Origin of the sequence: Burkholderia arboris (assembly GCF_038723655.1) — a bacterium.
Lineage (GTDB): Bacteria > Pseudomonadota > Gammaproteobacteria > Burkholderiales > Burkholderiaceae > Burkholderia > Burkholderia arboris.
Genome location: NZ_CP109821.1, coordinates 3,031,084 through 3,047,781, shown reverse-complemented (window position 1 = coordinate 3,047,781; position 16,698 = coordinate 3,031,084). Strand labels below are relative to the sequence as shown.

At 68.4% G+C, this 16,698-nt stretch carries 18 protein-coding genes; 10 read left to right on the top strand and 8 right to left on the bottom strand.

What is annotated here, in order from left to right; all coding sequences use genetic code 11:
• Window positions 1-402 precede the first annotated feature (402 nt).
• On the top strand, window positions 403-753 hold the full coding sequence (locus OHZ10_RS14315) for a TonB family protein (protein ID WP_059233298.1): 351 nt from the start codon (window positions 403-405) through the stop codon (window positions 751-753).
• A 110-nt stretch (window positions 754-863) separates the two neighbouring features.
• Here OHZ10_RS14315 and moaC read toward each other — a convergent pair whose 3' ends face one another.
• Window positions 864-1,352 carry a cyclic pyranopterin monophosphate synthase MoaC gene (gene moaC, locus OHZ10_RS14310; RefSeq protein WP_059233299.1) on the bottom strand — a complete coding sequence of 163 codons (489 nt, stop codon included), beginning with the start codon at window positions 1,350-1,352 and terminating at the stop codon, window positions 864-866.
• A 270-nt stretch (window positions 1,353-1,622) separates the two neighbouring features.
• Between moaC and OHZ10_RS14305 the strand changes: the two genes are divergently transcribed.
• A complete protein-coding gene (locus tag OHZ10_RS14305) occupies window positions 1,623-3,317 on the top strand; it encodes a M48 family metalloprotease (RefSeq protein ID WP_059233300.1) in 1,695 nt (564 codons plus the stop codon).
• A gap of 39 nt (window positions 3,318-3,356) precedes the next feature.
• Here the strand turns inward: OHZ10_RS14305 and OHZ10_RS14300 are convergent, their stop codons facing one another.
• From OHZ10_RS14300 to OHZ10_RS14275, 6 genes are all read right to left on the bottom strand, one after another.
• Window positions 3,357-3,944 (bottom strand): DUF2946 family protein, encoded by a 588-nt coding sequence (locus OHZ10_RS14300; protein ID WP_340624421.1) that lies wholly within the window; start codon window positions 3,942-3,944, stop codon window positions 3,357-3,359.
• Complete coding sequence (locus tag OHZ10_RS14295; protein ID WP_342702827.1) at window positions 3,937-4,974, bottom strand: hydrolase; 1,038 nt, start codon at window positions 4,972-4,974, stop codon at window positions 3,937-3,939. Before OHZ10_RS14295 ends, OHZ10_RS14300 begins: the two co-directional genes overlap by 8 nt.
• A 34-nt stretch (window positions 4,975-5,008) precedes the next feature.
• A complete protein-coding gene (locus OHZ10_RS14290) occupies window positions 5,009-5,455 on the bottom strand; it encodes a nuclear transport factor 2 family protein (protein ID WP_034178922.1) in 447 nt (148 codons plus the stop codon).
• Between the two features lie 115 nt (window positions 5,456-5,570).
• Window positions 5,571-6,608: a lipopolysaccharide heptosyltransferase II gene (gene waaF, locus OHZ10_RS14285; protein WP_059233303.1), complete on the bottom strand. Its 1,038-nt coding sequence runs from the start codon at window positions 6,606-6,608 to the stop codon at window positions 5,571-5,573.
• Between the two features lie 140 nt (window positions 6,609-6,748).
• A complete protein-coding gene (locus OHZ10_RS14280; RefSeq protein WP_006749970.1) occupies window positions 6,749-6,943 on the bottom strand; it encodes a zinc-finger domain-containing protein in 195 nt (64 codons plus the stop codon).
• A gap of 49 nt (window positions 6,944-6,992) precedes the next feature.
• Complete coding sequence (locus OHZ10_RS14275; protein ID WP_059233304.1) at window positions 6,993-7,916, bottom strand: branched-chain amino acid transaminase; 924 nt, start codon at window positions 7,914-7,916, stop codon at window positions 6,993-6,995.
• 194 nt (window positions 7,917-8,110) lie between these two features.
• Here OHZ10_RS14275 and OHZ10_RS14270 point away from each other — a divergent pair, with 194 nt between their 5' ends.
• The 3 genes from OHZ10_RS14270 (at window position 8,111) to OHZ10_RS14260 (ending at window position 10,662) form a co-directional block, all read left to right on the top strand.
• On the top strand, window positions 8,111-8,866 hold the full coding sequence (locus OHZ10_RS14270) for an AzlC family ABC transporter permease (protein WP_059233305.1): 756 nt from the start codon (window positions 8,111-8,113) through the stop codon (window positions 8,864-8,866).
• Window positions 8,863-9,186, top strand: coding sequence for an AzlD domain-containing protein (locus OHZ10_RS14265; RefSeq protein ID WP_059233306.1), 324 nt, complete (start codon window positions 8,863-8,865; stop codon window positions 9,184-9,186). The genes OHZ10_RS14270 and OHZ10_RS14265 overlap by 4 nt, the downstream gene beginning before the upstream one ends.
• 279 nt (window positions 9,187-9,465) lie before the next feature.
• Window positions 9,466-10,662: a phosphoglycerate kinase gene (locus OHZ10_RS14260; RefSeq protein WP_174993147.1), complete on the top strand. Its 1,197-nt coding sequence runs from the start codon at window positions 9,466-9,468 to the stop codon at window positions 10,660-10,662.
• Window positions 10,663-10,819: 157 nt separating this feature from the next.
• On the opposite strand, the gene OHZ10_RS14255 is transcribed toward OHZ10_RS14260, so the two are convergent.
• Entirely contained in the window at window positions 10,820-10,948 is a 129-nt protein-coding gene (locus OHZ10_RS14255) for a hypothetical protein (RefSeq protein ID WP_021164118.1), read from the bottom strand.
• Between OHZ10_RS14255 and pyk the strand changes: the two genes are divergently transcribed.
• The 5 genes from pyk to OHZ10_RS14230 all read left to right on the top strand — a co-directional run bounded on the left by pyk (window position 10,947) and on the right by OHZ10_RS14230 (window position 16,691).
• Complete coding sequence (gene pyk, locus OHZ10_RS14250) at window positions 10,947-12,383, top strand: pyruvate kinase (protein WP_034189082.1); 1,437 nt, start codon at window positions 10,947-10,949, stop codon at window positions 12,381-12,383. The genes OHZ10_RS14255 and pyk overlap by 2 nt on opposite strands.
• Window positions 12,384-12,698: 315 nt before the next feature.
• The gene (gene fba, locus OHZ10_RS14245; RefSeq protein WP_059233308.1) at window positions 12,699-13,763 is read left to right on the top strand and encodes a class II fructose-bisphosphate aldolase; all 1,065 of its coding nucleotides are present in this window, start codon (window positions 12,699-12,701) and stop codon (window positions 13,761-13,763) included.
• 222 nt (window positions 13,764-13,985) lie between these two features.
• Complete coding sequence (locus OHZ10_RS14240; RefSeq protein WP_039360621.1) at window positions 13,986-14,876, top strand: phosphoribosylaminoimidazolesuccinocarboxamide synthase; 891 nt, start codon at window positions 13,986-13,988, stop codon at window positions 14,874-14,876.
• 16 nt (window positions 14,877-14,892) lie between these two features.
• The gene (gene purE, locus OHZ10_RS14235; RefSeq protein ID WP_050014544.1) at window positions 14,893-15,414 is read left to right on the top strand and encodes a 5-(carboxyamino)imidazole ribonucleotide mutase; all 522 of its coding nucleotides are present in this window, start codon (window positions 14,893-14,895) and stop codon (window positions 15,412-15,414) included.
• A gap of 80 nt (window positions 15,415-15,494) precedes the next feature.
• The gene (locus tag OHZ10_RS14230; protein ID WP_342702818.1) at window positions 15,495-16,691 is read left to right on the top strand and encodes a 5-(carboxyamino)imidazole ribonucleotide synthase; all 1,197 of its coding nucleotides are present in this window, start codon (window positions 15,495-15,497) and stop codon (window positions 16,689-16,691) included.
• Window positions 16,692-16,698 lie beyond the last annotated feature (7 nt).

The window sequence follows — 16,698 nt, the reverse complement described above, 5'->3', positions numbered from 1 at the left end:
GAACGGGAAGCCGACGCCGGGCAGGGCGGCCCGGCGCGCACCGTGCGAATCCGGTCGGGTATCGATTACCTCGCGGATTGAAGGATTCCGGCCGAATGGGCGGTGATTCGCGTCAATCATTGTCAAATCGCCGCCGCTGACCGGGCGGCGCGTGCACAATGCGCGAAAGCGCTCGCGTGCCAGACTGCGCGGGGGCGTAGCCGGCGCGAACAGGGAAGGCTTCCTGGCTATCCGGGAAGTCCACCGGGCAGGATCGCGGCCGAACATTGATCGGCCGTGCGGCCGTAACGGGGCGCCGGTCCGATGGCCGCGGCGCAGTGCGACACATGCCATGCGGCCGGGGGAGGGCTTCCGGTGCGTGGCGCGTGCGTCCAGAACAGTGCTGAAGAACGATATTCGACCATGGCCATTCGCTCGACCTACCTGATCCTGCCCGCCGTCGCGATGCTGTTTTCCGGCTGCGCGATGCTGTCGTCGTCGCAGGAAAGCAAGCTCACCTGCCACATTCCGCGCGCCGTCTATCCGGACACCGCGAAGCCGCTCACGCGGCCGGCGACCGTGCTTGTGCGCGCGCTGATGACGACCTCCGGCGAAGCGCAGAACGTCACCGTGACGACCAGCAGCCGCAATGCGGCAGCCGACCGTGCGGCCGTCGAAGCGATGACGCACGCAAGCTGCGTGCAGACGGGCGCGACCGCGAATCCGTTCCTGCTGACCCAGCCATTCGTATTCGAACCGCAACGCAGCCAGTGACGCGCGCGGCGCAGGTCAGCGATTCATTCTTTGTATGGATGGGCTTTTCGGGTCGTCCGTCGTTCGAACGCGGCGTCGTTACGTCCGATGATTCCCGGTGAAGCGCGCGATCAGCCTGCGACGTCTTCCGCCTTCCAGTCTCCCGACTTGCCGCCGCGCTTCTCGCGCACGCTCACGTCGGTGATCACCATCCCGCGATCGACGGCCTTGCACATGTCGTAGACGGTCAGCAACCCGACCTGCACGGCCGTCAGCGCTTCCATCTCGACACCGGTCCGGCCGAACGTCTCGACCTGCACGACGCAGTGGACGCCCGGCAACGCGTCGTCGAGTTCGAACTCGACGGCCACGCGCGTCAGCGCGAGCGGGTGGCACAGCGGAATGAGATCGGCCGTGCGCTTGGCGCCCTGGATCGCCGCGATGCGCGCGACGCCGAGCACGTCGCCTTTCTTGGCCTTGCCGTCGCGGATCAATGCGAACGTGGCCGGCAGCATCCGGATCGTGCCGCGCGCGATCGCGATGCGACGGGTTTCCTGCTTGTCGCCGACGTCGACCATGTGCGCATGGCCGGCGGCATCGAAATGGGTAAGTCCTGACATGTCTTCCTCTAGTGGAGCGGAGTGCGCGCGCACGTCCCTCGATCCTGCGTCGCGATCGGCCGGGGTGCGGAGTCCCATACCGGCGCCACGAACCGATCCAGCGTCTCAACGGGCGCCTATCATAGCAGCGGCATTCGCGTCCCCGGGGGCGCAGATGACGCGCGCGCGGCACGGGACAGTCGCCGCGGCGCCGGTACAATGGCCCGAATATTCAGACCAAACGCCGCGATGCGCGCCGCTCGCGCGGGACGGCGTCGTTTTCATCCTGCCATGCGTGTGAAACAGTTGCTTGCCGTGTCGCTGTCGGCGGCGCTCGCGCTGCCGCCGGGCGGCCATGCGCAGAGCGCGTCCGCGCCACCGCTCGAGCCGGCGGCCGGCGGCTCGACGTCGATTTCCACCGTGCCGTCCGGCATCGCGACTGGCGTGTTCGGTACGTACGGCGGCGCGGAGAGCCGGTTCTCGGGCGCCGTTGGCGCATCGGCGCCGGTCGCGAGCCTGCGCGCGCCGCTGCGTGCGCTGGAACTGCCCGACCTCGGCGACGGCTCCGGCGGTTCGCTGACGCCGCGGGCCGAGCGCCGGCTCGGCGAGCGCGTGATGCGCGAAGTGCGGCGCGATCCCGATTATCTCGACGACTGGCTCGTGCGCGACTACCTGAACGCGATGGCGGCGCGGCTCGCGGCCGCGGCGGCGGCGCGCTTCATCGGCGGCTACGCGCCGGATTTCGACCTGTTTCCGGTGCGCGATCCGCAGATCAACGCGTTCTCGATGCCGGGCGGCTTCATCGGGATCAACAGCGGGCTCGTCGTCACGACGCAGACGGAGTCGGAGCTTGCGTCGGTGGTCGGCCACGAGATGGGCCATGTGCTGCAGCGGCATATCGCGCGGATGATCGGCGCGAGCGAGAAGACCGGCTACACGGCGCTCGCGACGATGCTGCTCGGCGTGCTGGCCGGTGTGCTCGCGCGCAGCGGCGATCTCGGCAGTGCCATTGCGGTGGGCGGACAGGCATACGCGGTCGACAACCAGCTGCGCTTCTCGCGTTCGGCCGAGCGCGAAGCCGATCGCGTCGGCTTCCAGCTGCTCGCGGGGGCGGGCTACGATCCGTACGGGATGCCGGGCTTCTTCGAGCGGCTCGACCGCGCGTCGATGGGCGACGCGGGCGTCCCGGCCTATGCGCGCACGCATCCGCTGACCGGCGAGCGGATCGCCGACATGGAGGATCGCGCGCGCCGCGCGCCGTACCGGCAGCCGCGCCAGTCGGCCGAATACGGGTTCGTGCGGGCACGGCTGCGCATCCTGCAGAACCGGGCGCCGACCGACATCTCGGCCGAGGCACGCCGGATGCAGCTCGAGATCGACGATCGCACGGCGCCGAACGTCGCGGCGAACTGGTACGGCATCGCGCTCGCGAACGTGCTGCTCGCCGAATACGATGCGGCCGGCAAGGCGCTCACGTCGGCCCGCGCCGCGTTCGATGCGCGCGAGCGGCGCGAGGACGATCCGGAAACGAGTTCGCCGAGCCTCGACGTGCTGGCCGCCGACATGGCGCGCCGCGCGGGCCGGACCGACGACGCAGTCAGGCTCTCGGCGCTCGCGCAGCGGCGCTGGCCGGCGTCGCACGCGGCGATCGTCGCGCATCTGCAGGCACTGATTGCCGCGCGCCGCTTCGCCGAAGCGCAGACGCTTGCCCGCGCGCAGGCGAAGGCCGATCCCGAGCAGCCGGACTGGTGGGATTACCTCGCGAAGTCGAGCGACGGCAAGGGCGACGTGCTTGCACGGCGCCGTGCGCTCGCGGAGAAACTCGCGCTTGACGGCGCGTGGCCGTCGGCGATCCGGCAACTGAAGGAAGCGCGCGACGCGAAGGACGTGTCGTTCTACGACCAGTCGATCATCGGCGCGCGGCTGCTGGAATTCGAGGCGCGCTACAAGGAAGAGCGCGACGACGAGAAGAACGGCCGCGGGTAGCGGCCGTCGCGCGGCGCACGCGGACGGTGCCGCGGCGGGTCAGTTGCCGCTGTCTGCCGCGTCGCGTGCGTGGCGCGCCGGGCTGGCGATGTAGCCGAACCGTGCGGGCACGTCGGCGCACGTGATATGGCCGAGCGGCAACGCGTGGCCGTCGCGCCAGCGCAGCACGGGCGGCTCGGCCTCGAAATCCGCGTGATCGGCGAACAACCCGAGATCGTGATCGTGCAGCGCCGCGACGCGCGGCGGCGTGCCCGCCGCACGAAACAGCACGCCACCCCCATCGTCGAGCCAGGCTTCGTCCGGTTCGAACGACGCGCCCGTCTGGTCGGTGAGCGTGAGCTGTCCGTCGCGCTCGGCGAGCCGCACGACCCACGGCGTATACGCGAGCTCGACGTACACGCGCTGCGGCCCGTTCTGGAAGAACCACTGGCCTTGCGCGTCGCATTCGTAGTTGCGGCCGATGAACGCGTTCAGCGCCGCATGCCGGATCGGCGAGCCGAGTTCGCCGGCCGCCTGCGCCGCGTCGTCGCGCAGCCGCCATTCGCCGCGCCGGTCGAGCAGCAGCCAGCCGGTGCAATGCGGCACGTTCGGCCATTTGGCGAGCGCCTGCCTGACGATGTCATCCATGGTCGACGAATTTCGAGCAATAGCCGAACACCCGCGCCGACAACCAGTCGAGGCGGCCGGGGAACGGCCCGGTCATGAATCCCGCGTGCCCGCCGGCTGCCGGCTGGTCCAGCTCGACGGCCGGCGACACGTCGGCCGGGCCGGGCAGCGCCGATTCGGGCAGGAACGGGTCGTTGCGGGCGTTGAGGATCAGCGTCGGCACGTCGATTGCGGGCAGCAGCGGTCGTGTCGTCGCCTTCGTCCAGTAGTCGTCGGCGTCCGCGAAGCCATGCAGCGGCGCGGTCACGACTTCGTCGAAGTCGCGCATCGTCACGGCCTGCAGCATCGCTTCGCGGTCGAACAGCCCCGGGTACTGGTCGAGCTTCGCGAGCGCCTTGCGCTTGAGCGTCTTCAGGAAGCTGCGCGTGTAGACCATCGCGAACCCCTGCGACAGCGCGCGGCCGCCCGCATGGACGTCGATCGGCGTCGAGATCGCGGCGGCGGCGTGCACGATCGACGTGTCGCTGCGATGCTCGCCGAGCCAGCGCAGCAGCACGTTGCCGCCAAGCGACACGCCGGCCGCGACGAGCGACCCGCGATGCTGCGCGGCGAGCCGGCGCAGGATCCAGTCGACTTCGGCGCTGTCGGCGAGATGGTAGAAGCGCGGCTGGCGGTTGATTTCGCCGCTGCAACTGCGAAAGTGCGGTACGACGGCGTGCCAGCCCTTCGCGCGCGCGGCGGCCATCATCTCGAGCGCGTAGTGCGAGCCGGAACTGCCTTCGAGGCCGTGGAACAGCACGAACAGCGGCGCATCGGGCGCCGGCGCCGCACTGTCGAGATGCGCGACCCAGTCGAGATCGATGAAGTCGTGGTCGGGGGTTTCCCATCGCTCTCGCCGGTAGGCGACTACCGGACGCCGCGCGAACAGCGCGGGCACGATGGTTTGCGCATGGCTGTTCGGTAGCCAGCGCGGTGCGCGATAGCGCAGTGTGTCGTCGTCTGGGGCCGGGGCCCCGGTCAGCGGCGAGGTGGGCGGAGAAGCCGTACTCATGATCGCCCCGCGTATGCGTTGCTTCGTCTTTTCGTCAGTGCAGCGGGCCCTGACCATGACGGATTTTGGCGGCGAACTGCCCGGCCGCCTGTTCGGGAATCGGGCTCGCGTGGATGTGCGCGATGCGCCATTCGCCGCGTTCGTGAATCATCACGTACGTCGCGAAAACCATGTCGGGTTCGGCCGTCAGGTCGGCCTGCTGATGCGCTTCGGCGATCGTATAGACGACCGTGCCGAGGCTGTCGTACACGCGGATGTCGAGCGGCTCGATCGTCACGGGGCGCGTGGCGAGCCGGTTCGCGAGCCCGCTGCGAATCTGGTCGAGGCCGTGCAGATGCTCGCCGTCCGCCCATACGCAGCTGGCGAAATCCTCGTCGATCCACAACGCCAGCAGCGCGTCGAGATTGGCATCCGCGACGGCCTGGTAGTAGGCGTTCAGCGTATCGGCAGCGGCTTCGAAAAGGCGGGCAAAACGTGGCATCGGGGTTGTCTCTCGCGCGCGTCGCGCGCCGTATTCAGCACGGCGGCCCGCAAGGAGCCGCCGCACACCGGTGAATCGGATTGCCCGGCGCGCCGTGCGACGCTGCCGGTCAGGGTCAGCGCTGCCCGACGAGCATGCCGCGCAAATCGCCGAATACCTGCTCGGGACCGAGTTCGCGCAGGCACTTCAGGTGGCCGAGCGGGCACTCGCGTTCGAAGCAGGGACTGCATTCGAGATGCAGCCATTGTACCTTCGCCAGGTCCGACAGCGGAGGGGTGTGGCGCGGATCGGTCGATCCGTACAGCGCGACGAGCGGCCGGCGCAGCGCGGCGGCGACGTGCATCAGCCCCGAATCGTTGGTGACGACCGCGTTCGCGCGCGCGATCAGCGCACACGCCTCGGACAGCGACGTCTGTCCGCACAGGTTGCGCACGTTCGGTGCGTGGTCGGCGATCGCCTGCGCGGCTGCCGCGTCCTTCTGCGAGCCGAGCGCGACGATCTGCGTATACGGGAACGACTGATGAACGATCGTCGCGAGCGCCGCAAAGTGCTCGGGCGGCCAGCGCTTGGCCGGGCCGTATTCGGCGCCCGGGCAGAACACGACGAGCGGCTTGCGCGTATCGAGATTGAAACGTGCGGACACGCGCGCCGTCTCGTTCAGGTCGGCGTCGAGGCGCGGCGCGGGCAGCGTCTTCATCGACTCGGGCAGCTTCGCGCCCGGCGCGTAGGCAAGTGCCGCGTAGTGGGTCGTCATCGGCGGCCGCTCGCCCGACTTGGTCGGATTCGCGTGCCGCACGTTCAGCAGCCCGTAGCGGTGCTCGCCCGTGTAGCCGATCCGCAGCGGGATGTTCGCGAGCCACGGGATCACCGCGGACTTCAGCGAATTCGGCAGCACGTACGCCGCGTCGTAGCCGACGTCGCGCAGGTCGCTCGCGAGCTGCCAGCGGCGCAGCAGCTGCAGCTTGCCATGCGCGAGATCGGTCGCGTAGACATCGTGGATCTCAGGCATCCGCTCGAGCACGGGCGCGACCCACGAGGGCGCGACGGCATCGATTGCGATGCGGGGATGGAGCTTTTTCAGCAGCGCAAAAAGCGGCTGCGCCATCAATGCGTCACCGATCCAATTCGGTGCGATAACCAGCGCTCGACGCATCAGGTCGACTTCCGATGTCGTAATGAAGCGCGGCGCATGGGCGCCGCGTTCGGGTTGCCAGAATGGGGAAGGGCGGCGCGCCGGATTTCCGGCGGCGCCGCCTTGCGAGTCGGCGGGCCCGCGGGCCCGGCCGCCCGGGCTCAGTGGCCCTTGACGACCTCGCCGTCGCGCAGCTTGTAGCGCGTGCCGCAGTACGGGCAGCGCGCTTCGCCGTGCGACACGTCGATGAAGACGCGCGGGTGCGCGCTCCAGCGTGCCATGGCCGGGTTCGGGCAGTAGGCGGGAAGATCCTTGGCCGTCAGCTCGACCAGCGGCATTTCCTTGATTTCACTCATGAGACTTTCTCTTATCACTCTTTTGTGGGGCGGTCGGGGCGCGGCGCGCTCAGACCTTCGTCAGCCAGTGCGCGTACTTCGCGTTCTTGCCCGACACGATATCGAAAAACGCCGACTGGAGCTTTTCCGTGACGGGGCCGCGCGCACCGCTGCCGATCGTGCGGTTGTCGAGTTCGCGGATCGGCGTGACTTCGGCGGCGGTGCCGGTGAAGAACGCCTCGTCGGCCGTGTAGACCTCGTCGCGCGTGATGCGCTTCTCGATCACTTCGATGCCGGCGTCCTTCGCGAGCGTGATGATCGTGTCGCGCGTGATGCCGTCGAGGCACGACGACAGGTCGGGCGTGTACAGCTTGCCGTTGTTCACGAGGAAGAAGTTCTCGCCCGAGCCTTCCGACACGTAGCCGTCGACGTCGAGCAGCAGCGCTTCGTCGTAGCCGTCGGCGGTCGCTTCCTGGTTCGCCAGGATCGAGTTCACGTACCAGCCCGACGCCTTCGCGCGCACCATCGACACGTTCACGTGGTGGCGCGTGAACGACGACGTCTTCACGCGGATGCCCTTCGCGAGGCCGTCTTCGCCGAGGTACGCGCCCCACGGCCATGCGGCGATCGCGACGTGGATCGTGTTGCCCTTCGCGGCCACGCCGAGCTTTTCCGAGCCGACCCAGATGATCGGGCGCAGGTAGCCCGACTCGAGCTTGTTCTCGCGCACGACTTCGAGTTGCGCGGCTTCGAGCGTCTCGCGGTCGAACGGCACGTCCATCTGGAAGATCTTCGCCGAATTCAGCAGACGTTTGGTGTGCTCGGGCAGGCGGAAGATCGAGGTGCTGCCGTCGGCCGCCTTGTACGCGCGCACGCCCTCGAAGACGCCCATGCCGTAGTGCAGCGTATGGGTCAGGACGTGGATCTTGGCGTCGCGCCAGTCGATCAGCTTGCCGTCCATCCAGATCTTGCCGTCGCGGTCGGCCATTGACATAGATTTCTCCTGGGATGCGGTTGTATGCAGCGTTGAGCCGGAAAGACGCTTATTTTAGCGTCATTTGGCGGCGATCCGGTCGGTCGGCGCGGGGCCGGCGCTATAATCGTCCGGTACCGATTCCAATAACGATGGGACGTACCGGCAGGAGGCGCCGGCGCCCCGACGAACCGCCCGCTGCGGCCCGCTCTCCCATGCTCGCTCGATTGTCCGCCACCGACCGCTTTGCGCTGATCCAGGGCGCGCGCGACTATTCCCCGACATTGATGGCGATCCTGTCCTGGGGCCTCGTCACCGGCATCGCGATGAGCAAGTCGGTCATGACGCTCGGGCAGGCGAGCGCGATGTCGATCTTCGTCTACGCGGGCTCGTCGCAGCTCGCGGTGCTGCCGCTCCTCGCGGCGAAGCTGCCGATCTGGACCGTGCTGCTCACGGCCGCGATGGTCAACATGCGCTTCGTGATCTTCAGCGCCGGGCTTGCCCCCCATTTTTCCTACCTGCCGCTGTGGCGGCGCCTCGCGATCGGCTATTTCAACGGCGACGTGATCTACCTGCTGTTTCAGAAACAGGGCTTTGCCTACGGCCACGTGCCGGGCAAGGAAGCGTATTTCTGGGGGATGGCGCTCGCGAGCTGGGTGTCGTGGCAGGTGTCGTCGCTCGCCGGCATCCTGCTCGCGAGCTTCTTCCCGGCAAGCTGGGGGCTGGAACTGGCCGGCACGCTCGCGCTGATCCCGATCATGGTGTCGGCGGTCGCGAACCGCTCGACGCTCGCGGCCGTCGCGGTCGCGGGCATCGTGTCGCTCGTTGCTTTCGACCTGCCGTACCGGCTCGCGCTGCCGCTCGCGGTGCTCGCCGCGCTCGCGGCCGGCTGCACGGCCGACTTCTTCGTCGAACGGGCCGACTGGCGGCGCATCCGCACCGAAACCGTGCACGAAAAGGAAATCGAATGAGCGCGACGGAGATCTGGATCGTCATCATCGGGATGACGGTCGTCACGGCCGTCACGCGCGCGCTGTTCCTGATCGGCGGCGAGCGCACCGTGCTGCCCGAACGTGCGCAGCGCGCGCTGCGCTACGCGCCGGCCGCCGCGCTGGTCGCCGTCGTGCTGCCCGACGTGCTCGAAACGCCGGCCGGGCTGTCGTTCGCGCTGACCAACCATCCGTTCTACGCGGCGCTCGCCGGCCTCGGCTGGTTCTTGTGGCGGCGCAGCATGCTCGGCACGATCGTCGTCGGGATGCTCGTGTTCACCGCGCTGCGCCTGGTCTTCTGATGGGCTGCCGCTCCGGCCCGCCGGGCGCCGGCCGTCCGCGCACTTGCATTGCTGCGTTGCGGCAATGTGTCCGTTGCCGCGCGCGATCCCAAATAGGCGGAATTCGCCGCCCGCGGGTCAGTCTGCCGGGTGGATCGGCTAGAATGCCCGTTCGAGATTTTTTACCCGTGCGCGTCATGCGAACCGCCAGCCACGGCCGCATCCGGCGCCCTTTCGCGGCAGCCCGCGCACATCCAGCGTGAATCCCCTTTCCCCATCCACTACTTCAATTTGTCCAACATGAGCCAAGTCAAGCGTCTTACCGACCTGATCGCCGCCGGCCAGCTCGCCGGCAAGCGGGTGTTCATCCGCGCCGACCTGAACGTCCCGCAGGACGACCAGGGCAACATCACCGAAGACACGCGCGTGCGCGCGTCCGTGCCGGCCATCCAGGCCGCGCTCGACGCCGGCGCGGCCGTGATGGTCACGTCGCACCTCGGCCGTCCGACCGAAGGCGAATTCAAGCCGGAAGACTCGCTCGCGCCGGTCGCGAAGCGCCTCGCCGAGCTGCTCGGCCGTGACGTGCCGCTGGTGTCGAACTGGGTCGAGAACGGCGTGAACGTCGCGCCGGGCCAGGTCGTGCTGCTCGAGAACTGCCGCGTCAACAAGGGCGAGAAGAAGAATTCGGACGAGCTCGCCCAGAAGATGGCGAAGCTCTGCGACGTGTACGTGAACGACGCATTCGGCACCGCACACCGCGCGGAAGCGACCACCCACGGGATCGCGAAGTACGCGCCGGTCGCGTGCGCGGGCCCGCTGCTGGCCGCCGAACTCGATGCGCTCGGCAAGGCGCTCGGCAACCCGGCGCGCCCGCTGGTGGCGATCGTCGCCGGTTCGAAGGTGTCGACCAAGCTGACCATCCTGAAGTCGCTGGCCGGCAAGGTCGACCAGCTGATCGTCGGCGGCGGCATCGCCAACACGTTCATGCTCGCGGCCGGCCTGCGGATCGGCAAGTCGCTCGCGGAAGCCGACCTCGTCAACGAGGCGAAGGCGATCATCGACGAAGCGCGCGAGCGCGGCGCGTCGGTGCCGATCCCGACCGACGTCGTCACCGCGAAGGAATTCTCGCCGACGGCCGTGGCCACGGTGAAGCAGGTCGCCGACATCGAAGCGGACGACATGATCCTCGACATCGGCCCGGATACCGCCAAGGCGCTCGCGAGCCAGCTCGAGAAGGCCGGCACGATCGTGTGGAACGGCCCGGTCGGCGTGTTCGAGTTCGACCAGTTCGGCAACGGCACCAAGACGCTCGCCGAAGCGATCGCCAAATCGTCCGCGTTCTCGATCGCAGGCGGCGGCGACACGCTCGCGGCCATCGCGAAGTACGGCATCCACGACCAGGTCAGCTACATCTCGACGGGCGGCGGCGCCTTCCTCGAGTTCCTCGAGGGGAAGAAGCTGCCGGCGGTGGAAGTGCTCGAAACGCGGGCGGCCTGAGCGTGGCGGCGCGCGCAGGGGTGACGAAGGCCGTGCGCTCCGCGAAAGCGGAGCAGCCGGCCGGCGCGGGCAAGCGCAAACGCGCGCCCGCGCGGGCGAACACCGCCCCGCGCGCACCGGCGGCTGCCGGCGACGCGGCCGCACAGCACCACGAGATTCAGAACAAAGCGATGCCGGGCGCAAGCACCGGCACGCCCCCCGGAACGGCCGCCGCTGGGCCTGCCGCTTCCGGCTCTCGCAGCGTTTCACCCAGCGCATCCACCTTGATCCAGATGAGGAGTTTCATGCAGCGCGCCACCAAGATAGTCGCCACGATCGGCCCGGCTTCCAGTTCGCCGGAGATTCTGCTGCAGATGATGCAGGCGGGCCTCGACGTCGTGCGGCTCAATTTTTCGCACGGCACGGCCGACGATCACCGCCAGCGCGCCGAGATGGTGCGCGAGGCCGCCCGCAAGGTTGGCCGCGAGATCGCGATCATGGCCGACCTCCAGGGCCCGAAGATCCGCGTCGGCAAGTTCGAGAACGGCAAGACCACGCTCGTGCCGGGGCAGCCGTTCATCCTCGACGCCGCCTGCGAACTCGGCAACGACGAGCGCGTCGGCCTCGACTACAAGGAACTGCCGCGCGACCTGCGCCCGGGCGACCTGCTGTTGCTGAACGACGGCCTGATCGTGCTGACCGTCGAGCGCGTGCTCGGCGACGAGATCCACACGATCGTCAAGGTGGGCGGCGAGCTGTCGAACAACAAGGGGATCAACCGCCAGGGCGGCGGCCTGTCGGCGCCGGCGCTGACCGCGAAGGACATGGAAGACATCCGCACCGCGATGTCGCTCGGCGCGGACCTCGTCGCGGTGTCGTTCCCGAAGAACGCGACCGACATGGAAATGGCGCGTCAGCTCGCGAATATCGCGGGCGCGCCGTACGGCATCAAGCCGAAGATGATCGCGAAGATCGAGCGCGCGGAAGCGATCCCGGCGCTGCAAAGCATCCTCGACGCGTCCGACGGCATCATGGTCGCGCGCGGCGACCTCGCGGTGGAAGTGGGCAACGCGGCCGTGCCGGCGCTGCAGAAGCGGATGATCCGGATGGCGCGCGAGTCGAACAAGCTCGTGATCACCGCGACGCAGATGATGGAATCGATGATCCATGCTCCCGTGCCGACCCGCGCGGAAGTGTCGGACGTCGCGAACGCGGTGCTCGACGGCACCGACGCGGTGATGCTGTCGGCCGAGACGGCCGCCGGCAAGTACCCGGTCGTCACGATCGAGACGATGGCGGCCGTCTGCGTCGAAGCGGAAAAGTCGGAACACGTCGAGCTCGACAAGGATTTCCTCGACCGCACGTTCACGCGGATCGACCAGTCGATCGCGATGGGCGCGCTGTTCACCGCGTACCACCTCGGCGCGAAGGCCATCATCGCGCTGACCGAATCGGGCGCGACCGCGCTGTGGATGTCGCGTCACTACACGCACGTGCCGATCTTCGCACTGACGCCGCGCGTCGGCAGCGAGCGCACGATGGCGCTGTACCGCAACGTGACGCCGCTGCACGTCGACTTCAACAGCGACCGCGATTCGGCGCTGCAGGCCGCGCTCGAGATCGTCGTCAAGCAGGGCTATGTGCAGCACGGCGACATGGTCGTGCTGACGGTCGGCGAGCCGATGGGGCAGGCGGGCGGCACCAACACGCTGAAGATCGTGCGGGTCGGCGAGCACTATTGAGCGCCGACTGAGCATCGGGCCGGCCTGCGGGCCGGCCGTCCGGATCGGCTGAAAATGGATCCGGCACCGTTTTTCACGCAAAAGCCGCGTGGGGTCCGAAGCCCCGCGCGGCTTTTTTTCTTCTTTTTGCCCGCATTGTGCCGTGCGAACGTAACAAATTGCGAGTCGGCGCCACCAGGCGGTCGGAATCGGAGGCGCTTCGCGATAAAATGCGGCTATTCGACGCTCAGCCGCGCCGCGCCACCCCGGTCCAAACGGGGGCGGATGCCGCGCCGGCGTCAGGGCGCACCGGTTTTCATTCCAAGGAGTTCCACAATGCCTCTCGTATCAATGCGTCAATTGCTGGACCACGCGGCAGAGCAAGGTTATGGCCTGCCGGCCTTCAACGTGAACAACCTGGAGCAGGTCCAGGCGATCATGGCGGCGGCGGACCAGGTCGGCGCGCCCGTGATCATGCAGGCATCGGCCGGCGCGCGTAAGTACGCGGGCGAGCCGTTCCTGCGCCACCTGATCGAAGCAGCAGTCGAGTCGTACCCGCACATCCCGGTCGTGATGCACCAGGATCACGGCCAGTCGCCGGCAGTCTGCATGGGCGCGATCCGCAGCGGCTTCACGAGCGTGATGATGGACGGTTCGCTCGAAGCCGACGGCAAGACGGTCGCGTCGTACGAGTACAACGTCGACGTGTCGCGCAAGGTCGTCGAGATGGCGCACTCGATCGGCGTGACGGTCGAAGCCGAACTCGGCGTGCTCGGCTCGCTCGAGACGATGAAGGGCGACAAGGAAGACGGCCACGGCGCGGAAGGCACGATGACCCGCGAGCAGCTGCTGACCGATCCGGAGCAGGCCGCCGACTTCGTGAAGCTCACGCAGTGCGACGCGCTCGCGATCGCGATCGGCACGTCGCACGGCGCGTACAAGTTCTCGAAGAAGCCGACGGGCGACATCCTGTCGATCCAGCGCATCAAGGAAATCCACGCGCGCATCCCGAACACGCACCTGGTGATGCACGGCTCGTCGTCGGTGCCGCAGGAGCTGCTGGCCGAGATCCGCGAATTCGGCGGCGACATGAAGGAAACCTACGGCGTGCCGGTCGAGGAAATCCAGGAAGGCATCAAGCACGGCGTGCGCAAGATCAACATCGACACCGACCTGCGTCTCGCGATCACCGGTGCGATCCGCCGCTACCTGTTCGAGAACCCGGGCAAGTTCGATCCGCGCGACTACCTGAAGCCCGCGCGCGAAGCGGCGAAGCAGGTTTGCGTCGACCGCTACCTCGCGTTCGGCTGCGAAGGCCAGGCCGGCAAGATCAAGCCGGTGTCGCTCGACAAGATCGCCGAGCAGTACAAGTCGGGCGCGCTTGCGCAGGTCGTGCGCTGAGACTGTAGTACGATTGCCCCGCCGCAAGGCCGGGGCTGGCCGCCCGGTTGCCGGATCTGATCCGGCCCCGGCAGCCGTTCCGTCCGGCCGAACGAGGGCCGGCCGGCAACCGCCGGGCGTTGTCGCCCGCCGGTTCGCCGACGTATTGCAAGACCGCCGTTCCCGCCTGCCGCGGGGAACGGCGTTTCCCTTTTTGTTTGGCTCCTTATCTGCGAAAAGACGATGTCTACCCTTTACGAATCCACGCTCCGCTCGCTGCCGCTCCTCGGTCGCGGCAAGGTCCGCGATAACTACGCGGTCGGCAACGACAAGCTCCTGATCGTCACGACCGACCGTCTGTCGGCATTCGACGTGGTGATGGGCGAGCCGATTCCGAACAAGGGCCGCGTGCTGAACCAGATGGCGAACTTCTGGTTCGACAAGCTCGCGCACATCGTGCCGAACCACCTGACGGGCGACGCGCCGGAAGCAGTCGTCGCGGCCGACGAGGTCGAGCAGGTGAAGGGCCGCGGCGTGGTCGTCAAGCGCCTCGAGCCGATCATGATCGAAGCGGTCGTGCGCGGCTACCTGGCCGGCAGCGGCTGGAAGGAGTACCAGGCGTCGGGCGCCGTATGCGGCGTGCAGCTGCCGGAAGGCCTGCAGAACGCGCAGAAGCTGCCCGAGCCGATTTTCACGCCGGCCGCGAAGGCCGAGATGGGCGAGCACGACGAGAACATCACGTTCGAGGAAACCGAGCGCCGCATCGGCACCGAGCTGGCCGCGACGATCCGCGACATCTCGATCAAGCTGTACAAGGAAGCGGCCGATTATGCGGCGACGCGCGGCATCATCATCGCCGACACGAAGTTCGAATTCGGCCTCGACAACCACGGCAAGCTGTACCTGATGGACGAAGTGCTGACGGCCGATTCGTCGCGCTTCTGGCCGGCCGACCAGTACGAAGTCGGCACGAACCCGCCGTCGTTCGACAAGCAGTTCGTGCGCGACTGGCTCGAGGCGCAGCCGTGGGGCAAGACGGCGCCGGCGCCGGCGCTGCCGGCCGACGTCGTCGAGAAGACGGCCGCGAAGTACCAGGAAGCGCTCGAGCGCATCACGGGCCAGTCGCTCGCCTGATCGAGGAAAGGAAGACATGAGCGAAGTCCAGACTGCCCACACGCACAGCGCGCCGCTCATCGGCGTGCTGATGGGTTCGAGTTCCGACTGGGACGTGATGAAGCACGCGGTCGCGATCCTGCAGGAATTCGGCGTACCGTACGAAGCGAAAGTCGTGTCCGCCCACCGGATGCCCGACGAGATGTTCGACTATGCGGAGAAGGCGCGCGAGCGCGGGCTGCGCGCGATCATCGCGGGCGCCGGCGGCGCCGCGCACCTGCCCGGCATGCTGGCCGCGAAGACCACGGTGCCGGTGCTCGGTGTGCCGGTCGCGAGCAAGTATCTGAAGGGCGTCGATTCGCTGCACTCGATCGTGCAGATGCCGAAGGGCGTGCCCGTCGCGACGTTCGCGATCGGTGAGGCCGGCGCGGCCAATGCCGCGCTGTTCGCCGTGTCGATCCTGTCCGGCAACTCGGTCGACTATGCGAACCGGCTCGCCGCGTTCCGCGTGCGCCAGAACGAAGCCGCGCACGCGATGGTGCTGCCGCCGCTGGAATGACGGCGCACCGGCGGCCGCGCGTCGCGGCTGCCTGACCTCCCCACTGCGGCGGGCAGCGCCCGCCGCGACCGACCACTGACATGACCGCAACTCCTGATTCCGTTTCCCCGATCCTGCCCGGCGCGTGGCTGGGCATGGTCGGCGGTGGCCAGCTCGGCCGCATGTTCTGCTTTGCCGCCCAGTCGATGGGCTATCGCGTCGCCGTGCTCGATCCCGATCCGACGAGCCCCGCCGGCGCGGTTGCCGACCGCCACCTGCGCGCCGCGTACGACGACGAGGCCGCGCTCGCGGAACTGGCCGACCTGTGCGACGCCGTGTCGACGGAGTTCGAGAACGTGCCGGCCGCGAGCCTCGATTTCCTCGCGCGCACGACGTTTGTCGCGCCGGCCGGCCGCTGCGTCGCGGTCGCGCAGGACCGGATCGCGGAGAAGCGCTTCATCGAGGCGTCGGGCGTGCCCGTTGCGCCGCACGTCGTGATCGAATCGTCGGCGGCACTTGCCGCGCTCGACGATGCCGCGCTCGACGCGGTGCTGCCGGGCATCCTGAAGACGGCGCGTCTCGGCTACGACGGCAAGGGCCAGGTGCGTGTGAGCACCGTGCAGGAAGCGCGCGATGCGCATGCCGCGCTCGGCGGCGTGCCGTGCGTGCTCGAGAAGCGCCTGCCGCTGAAATACGAAGTGTCGGCGCTGATCGCGCGCGGTGCGGACGGCCGCTCGGCCGCCTTCCCGCTCGCGCAGAACGCGCACCACAACGGCATCCTCGCGCTGACGGTCGTGCCGGCGCCGGCCGCCGATGCCGCGCGTGTCGCAGAGGCGCAGCAGGCCGCCGTGCGGATTGCCGATACGCTCGGCTACGTCGGCGTGCTGTGCGTCGAATTCTTCGTGCTGGAAGACGGCTCGTTCGTCGCGAACGAAATGGCGCCGCGCCCGCACAACTCCGGCCACTACACGGTCGATGCGTGCGCAACGAGCCAGTTCGAGCAGCAGGTGCGCGCGATGACGCGCATGCCGCTCGGCAACCCGCGCCAGCATTCGCCGGCCGCGATGCTGAACATCCTCGGCGACGTGTGGTTCCCGAACGGTGCGGCGGCCGATGCCGTCACGCCGCCGTGGGACACGGTCGCGGCGATGCCGACTGCGCACCTGCACCTGTACGGCAAGGAGGACGCGCGCGTCGGCCGCAAGATGGGCCACGTGAACTTCACTGCGCAGACGCGCGACGAAGCCGTTGCCGCCGCCTCCGCATGCGCGCAGCTGCTGCGCGTGCCGCTCGACTGAGGCGCCG